Genomic DNA, 14,004 nt, shown 5'->3' on the forward strand with positions numbered 1-14,004 from the left:
AATGGCCTTGGCTATCTTCAGGTCCAGCGCGCGGCCCCGTCGTATCTTTCTGATTGCAGCGGCAATCGGGATTGCCGCGCTTGATCTTTGGCTGCTTCTGCCCGCTAAGGCCGCAGAGCCCCCTATCTCCGTCAAGATCTCGTTTCCCTGGCTGTATCCAGACCGTCCCCTGCCGCAAAGTTTCCCGGCACAATCTGCCCTCTCCGGCTTCCATGTGCCGGATGAAGGCGATGAGGATCTCCCACCCCGTGGCGAAGTAGCCGATGCATCGCGAGTTCTCGCCGATGATGTTGCCACGCTGGGTGCCAACGCAACCTACGGCAGGGCCTTGCAGGCCATGCGCATCTTCGCCGAAAACGGAAACTGCCTTTTTGGCATCATGCGCGACCCGGATTCGGACAAGGTAACGCCGCATATCGCCTGGATGGAGGTGGAATGGGTGCGCACCGCTCCCGGCAAGCACCTCGTTTGCCGCGCCGAAATGGAAGCCTTACACTTCCAGCTACAGTTCGATTGAAGTTGCTCTAACGCCAGCTATCGAGCCACGTATAATCGCGGTACGATAGCTTCCCCGGCAGCGCGCCGGCTGACAGGATCGGGTAGAACACGACGAACAGCATAGCCGACAGCACCACCGTCAGCGCCCCAGGCCAGCGCCGCCCCTGCTCCCACCACCCGGCCAGCACCAGCGCCAGTGCCGCCATCAGGAACACGCTGGCCAGCGCATAGTGGTAGTAGAACTGCACCGGCTTGCCGTTGATCGCCCAGAAGATCAGGCTCGCGATATAAAGCACCACCACCGCGCCGCGCAGCCGGTCACCCTTGCGCAGCCCCGCCCACAGGCACAGCAGCAGCGCCGGAAGCCCCGCCAGCATCGTGAACGGATTACCGAGGCACAGCACCCCGCGCTGCGCTCCGTCCCACGGCGAATAGAAGAACCAGATCGGGCGGATGTTGAACACCCACTGCCACCAGCGGCTCTGGTAGAGGTGCGGCTTCACCACGCTGTCCTGCAGCTTCAGCATATATTGCTGCCACGGGATCAGCCCCTGTACCGTCAGCGGCTGCACCTTGTAGAAAAACGCGGGCGCAAAGGTCGCGAAATAGGCGATCAGCGGCACCACGCCGAGCCACAGCACCGCTTCCAGCAGCGAAACGCCGGGAATTGGCCCAGCATCGCGCGCAGTCAGGAAAGCGCGCCGCCGCCCGGCCAGCGCCCACCAGCGGTCCCACGCAAACAGCAGCCCCGGCAGCGCAAGGATCGGTGCGCCGTTCCATTTGCCGCCGAGCGAGAGGCCCAAAAACACCCCGCACAGCGCCAGATGCAATCGGCTGCCTTTTCGAAACGCCAAAGCCGCCTGCCAGAACGCCACCGCCATCATGCTCGCCATCGCCATGTCGAGCATCGCGATCCGGCTGAGCACGAACCAGATGAAGTTGGTCGCGAACAGGAACCCGAACAGCAGCGTCGCCGGGCGCGACAGGCTCGCCCACCACAGCGCACGCATCGCGGCAAACAGCCCCAGCGTACCGAGCAGCGCATTGGGCAGGCGCCAGCCGAACGGTCCGTCCCCCGCCACCAGCATGCCCAGCGCGATGAATTCCTTGCCGAGCAGCGGATGCTCGGGGTTCAGCCGACTCGTCAGCGCGATCAGCCGCCGCGCCGCGGGGAGGTAGTGCACCTCGTCGAACATGATCCTCGAAGGGATGCCCAGCCGGTGCAGCACCAGTACCATGAAAGCGAGCGTGATCGCCCAGCACCACACCAGCGGATCGCTTGTCGCGCGGCGCGGTGCAGTCAGCGGCGAAATGATGCGGGAAAGCAGCGTCATGGAAGGCGCGCGCATACCCCGTTCCGGGCCATAAGGGCAATGGCGGTGCTTGCACCGCGCTCCCTGCAAAGCGTTTAAGATCGCATCGTTTTAAGCGAAAAACCGGTTCCCACTTTTTCGCACGATGCTCTAAGGCCTTCGCCCATGAAACGCACCACAGGTCAGGACCGCTCGATCACCGCCAACTGGCGCCCCGCAACGCAGGCCGTGCGCGGAGGCACCTGGCGTTCGGAAATGGGTGAGACTTCGGAGGCCCTCTTCCTCACCTCCGGCTTCACCTACGATAATGCCGCCACGGTCGCTGCGCGCTTCGCGGGCGAAGAAGACGGCATGACCTATTCGCGCCTGCAGAACCCCACGGTTGCCATGCTGGAGGAACGCATCGCCCTCCTCGAAGGCGCCGAGGCGTGCCGCGCGCAGGCGAGCGGCATGGCCGCGATGACCACCGCCCTCCTCTGCCAGCTTTCCGCGGGCGATCACATCGTCGCCGCAAAAGCCGCGTTCGGCTCGTGCCGCTGGCTGGTCGATAACCTGCTGCCGCGCTTCGGCATTTCCGGCACGACGATCGACGCGGGTGACAATGCCGCGTGGGAAGCCGCAATCCGGCCCAACACCAAGGTTTTCTTCTTCGAAAGCCCGGCAAACCCGACGATGGACCTCGTCGATCTGGAGTTCGTCTGCACCCTTGCTCGCCAGCACGGCATCACCACCGTGGTCGATAATGCATTCGCCACCAGCGCGCTCCAGCGCCCGCTCGATTTCGGCGCGGACGTCGTCGCCTACTCCGCCACCAAGATGATGGACGGCCAGGGCCGCGTGCTGGCTGGCGCTGTCGCAGGCTCGAAGGAGTTCATCGACGGCAAGCTCCTCCCCTTCCAGCGCAACACCGGGCCGAACATCGCCCCGTTCAACGCATGGGTCGTGCTCAAGGGCCTCGAAACGCTGGATCTGCGCATCCGCCGGCAAAGCGAGAACGCGATGAAGGTCGCCGCCTTCGTCGAAAGCCGCCTGCCCACAGTGCGCTATCCGTTCCTGCCCAGCCACCCGCAGTACGAACTGGCCAAAAAGCAGATGCAGGCTGGCGGCACGATCTTCAGCCTCGAAGTACCCGGCGGCCGTCCGCAGGCACACGCGCTGCTCGATGCGCTGAAGCTCGTCGACATCTCGAACAACATCGGCGATTCGCGGTCACTGATGTGCCATCCCGCCTCGTCCACCCATCACGGCGTCGGCGCCGAAACGCGTGCAGACATGGGCGTGACCGAAGGGATGCTGCGGCTGAACGTGGGCCTCGAAGACCCGGAAGACGTGATCGAGGATCTGGATCAGGCGCTAACGGCAGCCGGGCTTTAAGGCCCCCATTCTTATACTTCCAACCCGCTCATGCTGAGCTTTTCGGAGCATCATACGCTACCGTCGCGTCGGCACCCCCTTCGGCTGGCTGCTTGCAGCAGCCGCTCAGGACAGGCTTCGACAAGCTCAGGGTAAGCGGGATTGGGGTATGAACGGCACGAAAGGCGGAGTGCGTCCTCAGCCCAGCTTCGCCTCAAGCGCGTCGATCCGGGCCTTCAGCGCATCGGCTTCCTCGCGCGCGGCGGTGGCCATGTCCTTCACCACCTCGAATTCCTCGCGGCTTACGAAGTCCATGCCGCCAAAGGTCTCGCGCAGCTTCTCACGCGCGGTTTCGCCCGCTTCGCGGCCCATGCCGGCGAGCGTGCCCGCGGCGCTGTTCAGCAGCTTGACGAAATCGGCGATCATCGGGTTCTCGGACTGCATGGCTCTGGCCTTCGATACGAATTCACTGCGCCGCAAATGGGGCTTTGCGCCGCGCGGCGCAAGGCGTGATCCGGGGCAAACGGATATCGTGCGTTATCAGATCTGCATGCGCACCGCAGCGCCACTACCCGCTGCGCCATCGGCAAGCGGGTTGAGCGCAATGAACTGATAGTTGAGCGCCGCGGCAAAGCAGATCCACGCCAGATAGGGCAGCAGCAGCGCACCAGCCGTCGGCCGCACGCGCCAGAACAGCAGGATCATGATCAGCGTCAGCACGATCATCGCGCCGATGATCCCAAGCGCCATGGTCATCCGGTGCATGCCGAAGAACACCGGGCTCCACGCCAGATTGAGCATCAGCTGCACCACGAAAATCGCGACTGCGATGCCCCGTCCGGGCGCGCCACGTGCGGAGGCGACCATCGCCAGCGCCACGCCGATCAAAACGTAGAGGATTGACCACACGATCCCGAAGGTCGCCGGCGGGGGATAGAGCCCCGGCTTGGACAGCGCGGCAAACCAGGGGTTCTGCGGCCCTGCGTCAGAGATGAGGCTGGAAATGAACCCGAGCCCGAGCACCGAAGGCACCGTGAACAGCGACCAGCGCAGCAGGCTGGCGCGCAGCTGGGCAGGTGAAGCGAGATAACGCATGTGCTCGAAGTGTCCCCCGGAGCGCCCTGGTAAAAAGCGATTCGTTGCCAGTAGCGGCAAGTAGATATTGGCTGCGCCGCAGCAACTAGGCAATCTCCGCAGCGTCATGGTGCCCCAAGGCGGGACAATTGGCACACTATGCCCCTCTATGGAGCGCCGAAATCAGGAATTCCACGTTGCCCTCAGGCCCGGTTATCGGGCTCGTGGCAATCCCTTGGACGTCCCACCCTTCGCCTTCCAGCCAGTCCTGCACTTCGCGGCAGACGCGCTCGTGCAGCGCCGAATCGCGCACCACGCCGCCCTTGCCCACTTCGCCGCGCCCCACCTCGAACTGCGGTTTTATCAGCGCGACCAGCCGCGTCGGCCGTGCAGCCAGCGCCAGCGGGACTTCCAGCACCTTGCGCAAGGAGATGAAGCTGGCATCGCACACCACCCAAGTCGCGGGGCGATTGATCTGCGCCGAGGTCAGGATCCGCGCGCTCGTTTGCTCCAGCACAGTCACGCGCGGGTCCTGGCGCAGTTTCCACGCCAGCTGGTTTGTCCCGGAATCGACCGCAAACACGTGCTCGGCCCCGTTGGTCAGCAGCACATCGGTAAATCCACCGGTTGAACTGCCGATGTCCATCGCAGTCACCCCCGATGGATCGAGCGCGAAGTGATCCAGCGCATGCGCCAGCTTGATCCCCCCGCGCGAAACCCACGGGTGATCGCGCCCGCGCACTTCGATGGGCGCATCGGGCGCGAGCGCGTGACCCGCCTTGGTCAGCTTGGTCTCGCCCGAATAGACATGCCCCGCCAGGATGAGCGCCTGCGCCCGCGCGCGGCTCTCGGCCAGCCCGCGCTCGACGAGGAGCTGGTCGATCCGGAGCTTCGATTTGCCGGATGTGTGTGCGGAGCTTCTTGAGGTCACCGCCGCTCTCTTCCATACCCGGGGCATGAAGATCAACCTCGCGGTCCCGCTGATTGCCTCGGTCCTCGCTCTGGGAGGCTGCACGGTCGTGCCGCCGCAGCCTGCTCCCGCCGCGCAGGGTGGCGCCGCTGCCCCGCAGCCCAAGCCGCAGCTACCCGTCCCGCAGCCCCGCCCCGCGCCGCCGCCAGCTCCCGCGCCGCGGGCCGATGCTGCCAGCTGGCGTGATCTGCCGCAGACCCCGGGCATGTGGACTTATGCGGCCGAGCCCACCGGCAGCGTCGTCCGCTTCGGCCAGCCCGGTGCGGGCTCGCTCATCCTGATCCGCTGCAATCGCACGCGCCCGGCCATCGAGTTGCAGCGCGCAGGCTTCGGCGCCAGTCCGGTTCCCGCGACGATTTCCACCAGCAGCACCCAGCGCCGGCTCACCGCCACGCCAGCAGGCACCAGTACGGCGCCAAACGCCGCCATTCCCTTTGAAATCGCCTTCTCCGTGCGGGATCCGCTGCTCGATGCGATCGCGTTCAGCAGGGGCCGGTTCATGCTCGAAATGGGCGGCGTGCAGACGCTCGTCCTGCCGGTCTGGTCCGAACTGGGGCGGGTGATCGAGGATTGCCGCCAACCGGGGTGACTTATCCACCAAACCGGGCGCGAAGTCTCAATTCTGACGGCAAAAAAATTCAATGCAAGACTTGTTCTTGGAGGCCGGATGAATCACATTCCACTCAAGGCCGGAACAGGGCTGCAATCCTCCGGTCGAGCCGCATACCGATGTCATTGAGGTTGGGAAGGCGGCACTTGGCTCAACAGCGCGAAAGGAGGTGATCCGATGTCTCATGGTTCAGCAGAGGGGTCGGCATTGCGCATCGCGGAGCATTATCGCTAGTTTGTTCAAGCGATAGAGGCACCGTGGGCGGCACTTCCGGCCGCTGACCATGCGAAGGGCCGCTTCCGACTGCCGGAAGCGGCCCTTCACATTTGTTCCAAATCGCTTGCCATTTGCGCAACAATAGTTCACGGCGCGTCGCAGAGCTAACAATCCCGAAGGACCGCCCGATGGCGACGCCCGATACCGCCGCACCGTTCACGTTTGCACACCAGCCCCATCCTTCACCCATGGCGGCGGACGTGCGCGCGGAAATCCTCGCCAATCCGGGCTTCGGCACTGCCTTTTCCGATCACATGGTCTCCGTCAGCTATGACGAGGGCAAGGGCTGGCACAGCGCAGAAGTCGTGCCCTACGGCCCGATCCCGCTCGATCCGGCGGCGGCTGTCCTCCACTACGCGCAGGAAATCTTCGAGGGCCTCAAGGCCTATCGCCTCGCGGATGGTGGCATCGCCCTGTTCCGCCCCGAAGCCAACGCCGCGCGCTTCAACGCCTCGGCCGAGCGGCTTGCCATGCCGGTCCTGCCCGAAGGCCTGTTCGTTCAGGCGGTCGAAGAACTCGTGAAGGCCGACAAGGACTGGTTCCCCACTGTCGAGGGCGGCTCGCTCTACTTGCGTCCCTTCATGTTCGCGAGCGAGGCCTTCCTTGGCGTGCGCCCGTCGAAGAAGTACAAGTTCCTCGTGATCGCCAGCCCTGCCGGCAACTACTTCAAGTCGGGCGCCCCCGCCGTCTCGCTCTGGGTCAGCGACTACAGCCGTGCCGCGCCCGGCGGCACCGGTGCGGCCAAGTGCGGCGGCAACTATGCCGCCAGCCTCGTGCCCACCGCCGAGGCCTTCTCGCGCGGGCACGATCAGGTGCTCTTCCTCGATGCGGTCGAACGCAAATGGATCGAGGAACTGGGCGGCATGAACCTGTTCTTCGTGATGGCCGATGGCTCGCTCGTCACGCCCCCCCTGGGCGGCACGATCCTCCCCGGCATCACCCGCGAAAGCCTCATCAAGCTCGCGCGCGAGGAAGGCCTTGCCGTGCGCGAGGAGCGCTATTCGCTCGCCCAATGGCAGGCAGACGCCACCTCAGGCGCGCTCATCGAAACCTTTGCCTGCGGCACCGCTGCGGTGGTCACGCCGGTCGGCAAGGTGACGAGCGCCAGCGACAGCTTCGTGATCGGCAGCGGCGGCCCAGGGCAGATCACCCAGAAGCTGCGCAGCCGCCTCGTCGCGATCCAGCGCGGCGAAGCGGCAGACACCCACGGCTGGGTCCACCGCATCGGCTGAGGACGCGGTTGCCAAGGCCAATTCGCCATGGCATCGCCTGCGCCGTTAATCGCCGCGCCAAACACCGAATAGCGCGGCGTAAGGGAGAGCATTGCCATGAGCATTTCGTTCAAGGACAAGGTCGCGATCGTCACTGGCGCGGGCGGCGGCATCGGGCGTGAATACGCGCTCGAACTCGGCCGGCGCGGGGCCAAGGTCGTCGTCAACGATCTCGGCGGCGCGCGCGATGGCACCGGCCATTCCGACGCTGCGCTCAAGGTCGTCGAGGAAATCCAGGCCACTGGCGGCGAGGCCATGTCGAACGGCGGCTCGGTCAGCGAATACGAGCAGATGGTCGAAATGGTCGCCAAGGCCAAGGAGAAGTGGGGCGGCGTCCACGTCCTCATCAACAACGCCGGCATTCTGCGTGACAAGAGCTTCACCAAGATGGACCCGGCCGATTTCGAAATGGTGATCAAGGTCCACCTGATCGGCTCGGCCTTCGCCACCAAGGCCTGCTGGGACACGATGCGCGAGCAGAACTACGGCCGCATCCTGATGACCGCTTCCTCGACCGGCCTGTTCGGCAACTTCGGCCAGGCCAACTACGGCGCCGCCAAGCTCGGCCTCGCCGGCCTCACCAAGACGCTCTACCTCGAAGGCGCAAAGAACAACATCAAGGTCAACACGATCGCCCCGGTCGCCGCGACCCGCATGACCGAGGATATTTTCCCCGAGGAAGCCTTCAAGCTGTTCGGCCCGGAACACGTCGTCCCCGCCGGGCTGTTCCTCGTCTCGGAAGATGCCCCGACCAACGCCATCGTCGGCGCGGGCGCGGGTGCCTATCACTCGGCGTGGGTCACGATGAACAAGCCCGTACTGCTCTCGCCGGATGCACGCTCCGTCGAAGACTTCGCGGCGCATTGGGACCAGATTTCAGACCGCACCGGCGATTTCGTCCCCCAGTCGGGCGCGCAGCAGAGCCAGGCTATCCTCGTCGAACTTCAGGCAGCGATGAAGCGGTAAGCCTCAATTGCGGGGGCACGCACCGCGCGTCGCCCCCGCAAGTTGCATCGTCTTGAGCCGCGCCTGTACTTCAGTCTCGCTCAGCACCCGCACCGCACCGGTGTGCGCATCGACCAGCAGCGGTGCGGCACAATCGCTGCGTATGGCCGCACGCTGCCCCTTCTCCGGCACCATCAGCACCATTTCGGACTCAGTGTCGCGGTAGATAACGCGCAGTACGGGCGAGCCTTCGTCGGGCTTTTGGCGATCCGCAGGTGGGGCTTCGCATCCCGCAAGCAGCAGTGGTGCGATCATCGCGGGAACAAACCGCAACGCTGCACCACCCTTTGATACTATGGGGATCCCCGCAACTCCGCTCACCCTGAGCCCGTCGAAGGGTGCTGGCGCGACTGTCGGGGATGATGCTTCGACAAGCTCAGCATGAGCCGGTTTGGAAAATGAAGCGGGGAAACGAGGCCGCCTCAATCCTCGACGATCTTCAGCAGCTTCCGCTCGAGCACGGACAGCACTCCCGCAAGCTCGTGCCCGCGCTTCAGCACTTGCCCCGCCTCGCCATACAGCGTCCACATGCCCTGCTTGGCGCGCAGCGCGGGGCGCTTCTCGATGCGGGCGGAAGGGCGTTCCGCCGTCCGGCGAAAGGCCGCAAAACTCGCAGCATCCTTGTCAAAGCCCATGGCATAGTCGCGCCATTCGCCGGCAGCGACCATGCGGCCATAGAGATCGAGAATGCGCTGCAGTTCCGCCCGATCGAAGCCGACCTGCGGTTCACCGCGCACGTTGGGAAAGCTCAGAACCGTGGGGCCGTTCGCCCCGTCACCGGCGCCGATCACGCTCAGCTGCGGCTCCTGCGCCGGTTGCCGCCACCGACCGGAGCGGGCGCATCGGTGCTCTCATCCTGCGCTGCGAGCAAGGCCGCGACTTGCGCCTTCAGCAGCGCAACTTCGGATTCGAGTTCGTCCACCCGAGTGCCGCCGGTCGGCTCGCACGGCTCCTTGCAGGGCGTGCCATAGGGGATGAAGTCCTTGAGCCAGGTCTCCACCGGCACCAGCGTGGAGCGCGCCTTGAGGCCGACCATGGTCGCGCCTTCAGGCACGTCCTCCGTCACCACGGCATTGGCGCCGACACGGGCGCGCGGTCCGACCGTGATGGGACCGAGGATCTGCGCACCCGAACCGATGATCGCATTGTCGCTCAGCGTCGGGTGGCGCTTGCCGGGAACGCCGTTGGCGGGGTTGGTGCCGCCCAGCGTCACGCACTGGTAGATCGTCACGTTGTCGCCGATCTCGGCGGTTTCGCCGATCACGGTGAAGCCATGGTCGATGAACAGGTGCTTCCCGATCTTCGCACCCGGATGGATGTCGATGCCCGTGAAGAATCGCGCCAGATGATTGACGAACCGCGCAAGGAAAAACAGCCGCTGCGTGAACAGCCAGTGCGCCACGCGGTGGAAACCGACGGCATGGAGCCCCGGATAAAGCAGGATTTCCCAGCGCGAACGCGGCGCAGGGTCACGTGCGCGGATCGAGTCCAGATAGGCAATAAGGCTGTCGAACATGCGCGCAGATACCCCCGTTTGGGCTCCTAAATCAAGCGCGCCTAGAGAAGCCTAGGTTGCCGCTCGGCTTCGGGTACACCGTGTACCCTCTCGGCCAGAGCGTCGCGCGCAAGGGATATGGTGACGGCTGCCTTGCGCTCAAGGGACAGGCGATCAATTGTTTCTACCAGCGCCTCGGCCGCGGCATGGCTGCGTTCCAGCCGGGGCAGGATATAGGCGAGCACCGCCTCGCCCAATGCCAGCCCGCGCCGCGCCGCATGGGTTTCGACCAGCGCGCGCAGCAGTTCGTCATCCGGTGCGCCGATCTCGATCATCAGCGCCGCGCCCAGCCGCGAGGCAAGGTCCGGCAGCGTCACGGCCCAGGCACCTGGCGCCTTGTTCGAAACGATCAGCAGCGGCCGCCCATCCGCCTGCGCGCGGTTCCAGCGGTGGAACACCGCGTCCTCGGGCAGGCTGTCGGCATCATCGAGCACATCGCCCAGCCCGCTCGCGGCGAACCAGCGCGCCAGCAGGCTCTTGCCCGAACGCGGCGGCCCCGCCAGCACGGCCGCACGGAACGGCCATTCCGCCGCGCCAGCCAGCAGCGCCAGCACCGGCTCGAGGCTCGGACCGGTCAGGACCGCATCGGCGCTGGTCGCCGTTACGAGAGGCAGGGCAATCTGGCTCATGTCCTACTTGCGGATGGAGAGCGCGCCGGCCCCTTGGGTCACGCGCCAACCCTGCGCACGCAGCGCGGCGGCAAGGGCATCGATATCGCCGGTGAAGGTCACACGCATCACCGATGTCCCGCCGATGGCAAGGCTGGAGGTTGCCGCCTCCTTGACCCCGTCGACCCGGCGCACCGCAGCGATGCCGGCATCGACAGCCGCCGCATCCGGTGTGGCAAACTGCACCGTCACCATGGTCGTCGGGACCGCCGCCGTTGTAGCAGCCGCATCAGGCCCCGCCGCCGATGTAGCGGAGGGCGCAGGGCCGAGCTTCGCGACAATGCTGTCAACCAGCGCAGGATCAAGATCCGGGCGCATCGACAGCGAGGAATCGGGCGCGAGTTGCCCAGCGGCCAGCGCGCCGGCGTAAAGCCCATCGAGCCGGGTGATCGCTTCCGCCAGCATCTGGGGCAGCTTGTCCTCGGAAGGTGCGGTCAGCTCGAAGCTGCCGATGAACTTGTTGTCCGGTCCGCGCCGCGCGGTGAAAATGCCGTGCACCGGGCCGCCCGGCCAGCTCCGCTCCAGCCTCGCGATCGGCATGATAACGTCTGCGGCGCCGAACGAATCGAGCACCAGCCGCCACCAGTTGCGGCTGCGGCGGCTGATCTGCCCGGCGGTCAACAGCAGCGAATCCGCGCCCGCGCCATTGGGGCGCACATAATCGATCACGCTGGAGCCGGTGCGAAACTCGGCCCAGGCCTTCTGCCAGGGGGTGCGCGTCTCGAACACCGAGGTAACGCCGCCCTCGATCAGCACCGGGATCACCAGCATCGGCGCGGAATGCGCGATCTGTCCCTGCATGCCGAGGTAGCTGCTGGTTCGCGTGCGATCGAAGATCACGCCAAGGGTCGCGATATAGCGGTGCGGGCCGATCTGCTCCTGCCCGACGACAACGGCAGAGACCATGCCGTCAATCGTCGCGGCATCGAGCGCGGGGGCAGCGCCGCCACCCAGCCCGTTGGACTTCCATAGCTTCTCCCACGCCAGCCGCTGCGCTTCCTTCCAGCCGTTGGCGCGGGCTTCTTCGGCGGTCTTGCCGGTTGTGTTGACCTCGATCCCGCTCACTTCGAAGTCGCCATTGCTGGCAATCGGCGCGATGCCGCGGTCGCCCTCGATCTGCGCATAGATCGCCGCGCCGCCGCCCGCGAGGACGAGGCCAAACGCGGCGAACAAGCCCAGCCGCGCCTTGCGCGAAAGGTTCAGCGGCAGGATCAGCTTGGGCAAGGATGGGCGCAGGGCGGCCAAGGGAACTCCATTCGGGGACGCATGCATGCGCTGGTATCTGGCGCGTGCCAATCGGCTGGCTGCGCTTTTGCCCAAAGGCAAGTGGAAATCCAAGCGGGAAAGCGCTAGGCGCGTGCCCCATGGCTTCCAACGACGAAACGCAGCAGTCCTATTCCTACGCCAAGGCCGGGGTGGACATCGCCGCCGGCAATGCGCTGGTGAAGGCAATCGGCCCCCTTGCGAAGATGACCGCGCGCCCCGGTGCGGATGCCGAGCTCGGCGGCTTCGGTGCGTTCTTCGATCTCAAGGCGGCCGGTTACAAGGATCCGTTGCTGGTCGCGGGCAACGACGGCGTCGGCACCAAGGTCAAGCTCGCGATCGACCATGATCGCCACGACGCGATCGGCATCGATCTCGTCGCCATGTGCGTCAACGATCTCATCGTTCAGGGCGCGGAGCCACTGTTCTTCCTCGATTATTTCGCCACCGGCAAGCTTGATACCGGGGTTGCCGAGCGGGTTGTCGCCGGCATTGCAGAAGGTTGCCGCATGGCAGGCTGCGCGCTTATCGGCGGCGAGACGGCGGAGATGCCCGGCATGTATGCAGCGGGCGACTACGATCTCGCGGGCTTCTGCGTCGGCGCGGTCGAGCGCGGCGAACAATTGACCGGCGACCGGGTTGCAGAAGGCGATGTGCTGATCGGCCTTGCCTCCTCGGGCGTCCATTCCAACGGCTATTCGCTCGTCCGCCGCCTCGCTGCCGACAAAGGCTGGAAGCTCGAACGCCCCGCGCTGTTCGATAACGAACGCCTGCTGATCGACTACCTGATCGAGCCCACCCGCATCTATGTGAAGAGCCTGCTGCCCTTCATCCGCAGCGGCAGGATCAACGCGCTGGCCCACATCACCGGCGGCGGTCTCCTCGAAAACGTCCCCCGCGTGCTGCCCAAGGGCCTCCACGCCCGGATCAACGCCGATGCGTGGGAACAGCCGCGCCTGATGGCCTTCCTTCAGGCGCAAGGCGCAATCGAGCCCGGCGAAATGGCGCGCACGTTCAACTGCGGCGTCGGCATGATCCTCGCGGTCAATCCCGCCGAAGCGCCCTCCCTGATCGCAGACCTCATCGCCGCTGGCGAAACCGCCTTCACCGTGGGTGAAATCGTCGCGGGCGAAAAGGGCTGCACCGTCACCGGCAGCGCCGAGGCATGGAGCGCGCGCGAGGCTTGGGAAGCAGCGCACTTTGGCTGAACAGCGCGCCAGGGTCGCCGTCTTCATTTCCGGCAGCGGCACCAATATGGCCGCGCTGCTCTACGCGAGCCGGCTGCCCGACTGTCCCTACGAAATCGTCCTCGTCCTCTCCAACAACCCTGAAGCCGGCGGCCTCAAGCTCGCCGCGGCTGAAGGCATCCCCACCTTCGTCCTCCCCCACAAGGGCGTGCCGCGTGCCGAGCACGACGCGGCGATGGAGAGCGAAGTGCGCCGCCACGGTGCACGGTGGATCGCGCTTGCAGGTTACATGCGCATCCTCAGCCCTGATTTCGTGGCGCGCTGGGAAGGGCGGATGGTCAATATCCACCCGTCGCTGCTGCCCAAGTATACCGGCCTCCACACCCATGAGCGCGCGATTGCGGCAGGCGATACGCACGCCGGCTGCACCGTCCACCTCGTCACCGCCGATCTCGATGAAGGCCCGGTGCTCGGCCAGATCGCGGTCGCCATCCTGCCCGGCGATACGCCCGATGCGCTCGCCGCCCGCGTCCTTTTCGCCGAGCACCAACTCTACGCCCGCTGCCTGGCGCAGCTCGTCACGCGTGAGGCCGATCCGGCGTGGCTAACCGCACAAGTCCGCGAACGGGCGATGCAACTCCCCGAAGCCGAGGAAAGCCTGAGCCACGGCATGGCCTGCTTCGGCATCGTCAAAGGCAAGAAGTTTGCTTACGTGGCCACCAACCACCACCATGACGGGCGCAACGCGCTGCTGGTCAAGATCAGCGGAGCCGACGAGCAGGAACAGCTCATCGAAAGCGATCCCGAGCGCTTCTTCCGCCCCGCCTATTTCGGCGACGGCTGGATAGGTATTCGTATTGACCTCGGCGACGTGGACTGGGACGACATCGCCGAATGGCTGCGCCGCTCGTGGCAAGCCGTCGCGCCGCGCAGACTTGCCGCGATGATGGAATTCTAGGCT

16 protein-coding genes are annotated in these 14,004 nt (G+C 65.6%); 7 read left to right on the forward strand and 9 right to left on the reverse strand.

Translation table 11 applies throughout. The annotated features are described in order from the left end of the window. Nucleotides 1-7 precede the first annotated feature (7 nt). Entirely contained in the window at nt 8-517 is a 510-nt protein-coding gene (locus NSE01_RS11205) for a hypothetical protein (protein ID WP_147159697.1), read from the forward strand. Nucleotides 518-524: 7 nt separating this feature from the next. Here NSE01_RS11205 and NSE01_RS11210 read toward each other — a convergent pair whose 3' ends face one another. Then, nucleotides 525-1,847 (reverse strand): phospholipid carrier-dependent glycosyltransferase, encoded by a 1,323-nt coding sequence (locus NSE01_RS11210; protein WP_246135171.1) that lies wholly within the window; start codon nt 1,845-1,847, stop codon nt 525-527. 129 nt (nt 1,848-1,976) lie between these two features. On the opposite strand from NSE01_RS11210, the gene NSE01_RS11215 reads away from it, so the two are divergent. Continuing rightward, complete coding sequence (locus NSE01_RS11215) at nt 1,977-3,185, forward strand: trans-sulfuration enzyme family protein (protein WP_147159698.1); 1,209 nt, start codon at nt 1,977-1,979, stop codon at nt 3,183-3,185. A gap of 177 nt (nt 3,186-3,362) precedes the next feature. Here the strand turns inward: NSE01_RS11215 and NSE01_RS11220 are convergent, their stop codons facing one another. The 3 genes from NSE01_RS11220 to NSE01_RS11230 all read right to left on the reverse strand — a co-directional run bounded on the left by NSE01_RS11220 (nt 3,363) and on the right by NSE01_RS11230 (nt 5,169). After that, complete coding sequence (locus NSE01_RS11220; protein ID WP_147159699.1) at nt 3,363-3,608, reverse strand: accessory factor UbiK family protein; 246 nt, start codon at nt 3,606-3,608, stop codon at nt 3,363-3,365. A 96-nt stretch (nt 3,609-3,704) separates the two neighbouring features. Beyond that, nucleotides 3,705-4,259, reverse strand: coding sequence for a TspO/MBR family protein (locus NSE01_RS11225; protein ID WP_147159700.1), 555 nt, complete (start codon nt 4,257-4,259; stop codon nt 3,705-3,707). Between the two features lie 136 nt (nt 4,260-4,395). Beyond that, entirely contained in the window at nt 4,396-5,169 is a 774-nt protein-coding gene (locus NSE01_RS11230) for a TlyA family RNA methyltransferase (protein ID WP_246135172.1), read from the reverse strand. 25 nt (nt 5,170-5,194) lie between these two features. On the opposite strand from NSE01_RS11230, the gene NSE01_RS11235 reads away from it, so the two are divergent. The 3 genes from NSE01_RS11235 (at nt 5,195) to NSE01_RS11245 (ending at nt 8,331) form a co-directional block, all read left to right on the forward strand. Beyond that, on the forward strand, nt 5,195-5,797 hold the full coding sequence (locus NSE01_RS11235; RefSeq protein WP_147159702.1) for a hypothetical protein: 603 nt from the start codon (nt 5,195-5,197) through the stop codon (nt 5,795-5,797). 425 nt (nt 5,798-6,222) lie between these two features. Then, complete coding sequence (locus tag NSE01_RS11240; RefSeq protein ID WP_147159703.1) at nt 6,223-7,326, forward strand: branched-chain amino acid aminotransferase; 1,104 nt, start codon at nt 6,223-6,225, stop codon at nt 7,324-7,326. 96 nt (nt 7,327-7,422) lie between these two features. After that, on the forward strand, nt 7,423-8,331 hold the full coding sequence (locus NSE01_RS11245) for an SDR family NAD(P)-dependent oxidoreductase (protein WP_147159704.1): 909 nt from the start codon (nt 7,423-7,425) through the stop codon (nt 8,329-8,331). A gap of 3 nt (nt 8,332-8,334) precedes the next feature. On the opposite strand, the gene NSE01_RS11250 is transcribed toward NSE01_RS11245, so the two are convergent. The 5 genes from NSE01_RS11250 to NSE01_RS11270 all read right to left on the reverse strand — a co-directional run bounded on the left by NSE01_RS11250 (nt 8,335) and on the right by NSE01_RS11270 (nt 11,838). After that, on the reverse strand, nt 8,335-8,643 hold the full coding sequence (locus NSE01_RS11250; RefSeq protein ID WP_147159705.1) for a hypothetical protein: 309 nt from the start codon (nt 8,641-8,643) through the stop codon (nt 8,335-8,337). Nucleotides 8,644-8,792: 149 nt separating this feature from the next. Next, nucleotides 8,793-9,158 (reverse strand): DUF2794 domain-containing protein, encoded by a 366-nt coding sequence (locus NSE01_RS11255; RefSeq protein WP_174812037.1) that lies wholly within the window; start codon nt 9,156-9,158, stop codon nt 8,793-8,795. A 5-nt stretch (nt 9,159-9,163) separates the two neighbouring features. Further along, complete coding sequence (gene epsC, locus NSE01_RS11260; protein ID WP_147159706.1) at nt 9,164-9,886, reverse strand: serine O-acetyltransferase EpsC; 723 nt, start codon at nt 9,884-9,886, stop codon at nt 9,164-9,166. 41 nt (nt 9,887-9,927) lie between these two features. Further along, a complete protein-coding gene (locus tag NSE01_RS11265; RefSeq protein WP_147159707.1) occupies nt 9,928-10,554 on the reverse strand; it encodes an HdaA/DnaA family protein in 627 nt (208 codons plus the stop codon). Between the two features lie 3 nt (nt 10,555-10,557). After that, entirely contained in the window at nt 10,558-11,838 is a 1,281-nt protein-coding gene (locus NSE01_RS11270; protein ID WP_246135173.1) for a heavy-metal-associated domain-containing protein, read from the reverse strand. Nucleotides 11,839-11,957: 119 nt separating this feature from the next. Between NSE01_RS11270 and purM the strand changes: the two genes are divergently transcribed. Continuing rightward, nucleotides 11,958-13,064 (forward strand): phosphoribosylformylglycinamidine cyclo-ligase, encoded by a 1,107-nt coding sequence (gene purM, locus NSE01_RS11275; RefSeq protein ID WP_147159708.1) that lies wholly within the window; start codon nt 11,958-11,960, stop codon nt 13,062-13,064. Beyond that, nucleotides 13,057-14,001 carry a phosphoribosylglycinamide formyltransferase gene (gene purN / locus NSE01_RS11280; protein ID WP_147159709.1) on the forward strand — a complete coding sequence of 315 codons (945 nt, stop codon included), beginning with the start codon at nt 13,057-13,059 and terminating at the stop codon, nt 13,999-14,001. Before purM ends, purN begins: the two co-directional genes overlap by 8 nt. The last annotated feature ends 3 nt before the right edge of the window (nt 14,002-14,004 follow it).

The organism is Novosphingobium sediminis, assembly GCF_007991615.1.
Classification (GTDB): Bacteria; Pseudomonadota; Alphaproteobacteria; order Sphingomonadales; family Sphingomonadaceae; genus Novosphingobium; species Novosphingobium sediminis.

What these genes read in the sequence shown, in the direction of transcription:
- NSE01_RS11210 (WP_246135171.1), bottom strand. Translation starts at nt 1,847, where the DNA reads ATGCGCGCGCCTTCCATGACGCTGCTTTCCCGCATCATTTCGCCGCTG.
- NSE01_RS11215 (WP_147159698.1), top strand. Translation starts at nt 1,977, where the DNA reads ATGAAACGCACCACAGGTCAGGACCGCTCGATCACCGCCAACTGGCGC.
- NSE01_RS11220 (WP_147159699.1), bottom strand. Translation starts at nt 3,608, where the DNA reads ATGCAGTCCGAGAACCCGATGATCGCCGATTTCGTCAAGCTGCTGAAC.
- NSE01_RS11225 (WP_147159700.1), bottom strand. Translation starts at nt 4,259, where the DNA reads ATGCGTTATCTCGCTTCACCTGCCCAGCTGCGCGCCAGCCTGCTGCGC.
- NSE01_RS11235 (WP_147159702.1), top strand. Translation starts at nt 5,195, where the DNA reads ATGAAGATCAACCTCGCGGTCCCGCTGATTGCCTCGGTCCTCGCTCTG.
- NSE01_RS11240 (WP_147159703.1), top strand. Translation starts at nt 6,223, where the DNA reads ATGGCGACGCCCGATACCGCCGCACCGTTCACGTTTGCACACCAGCCC.
- NSE01_RS11245 (WP_147159704.1), top strand. Translation starts at nt 7,423, where the DNA reads ATGAGCATTTCGTTCAAGGACAAGGTCGCGATCGTCACTGGCGCGGGC.
- epsC (WP_147159706.1), bottom strand. Translation starts at nt 9,886, where the DNA reads ATGTTCGACAGCCTTATTGCCTATCTGGACTCGATCCGCGCACGTGAC.
- NSE01_RS11265 (WP_147159707.1), bottom strand. Translation starts at nt 10,554, where the DNA reads ATGAGCCAGATTGCCCTGCCTCTCGTAACGGCGACCAGCGCCGATGCG.
- purM (WP_147159708.1), top strand. Translation starts at nt 11,958, where the DNA reads ATGGCTTCCAACGACGAAACGCAGCAGTCCTATTCCTACGCCAAGGCC.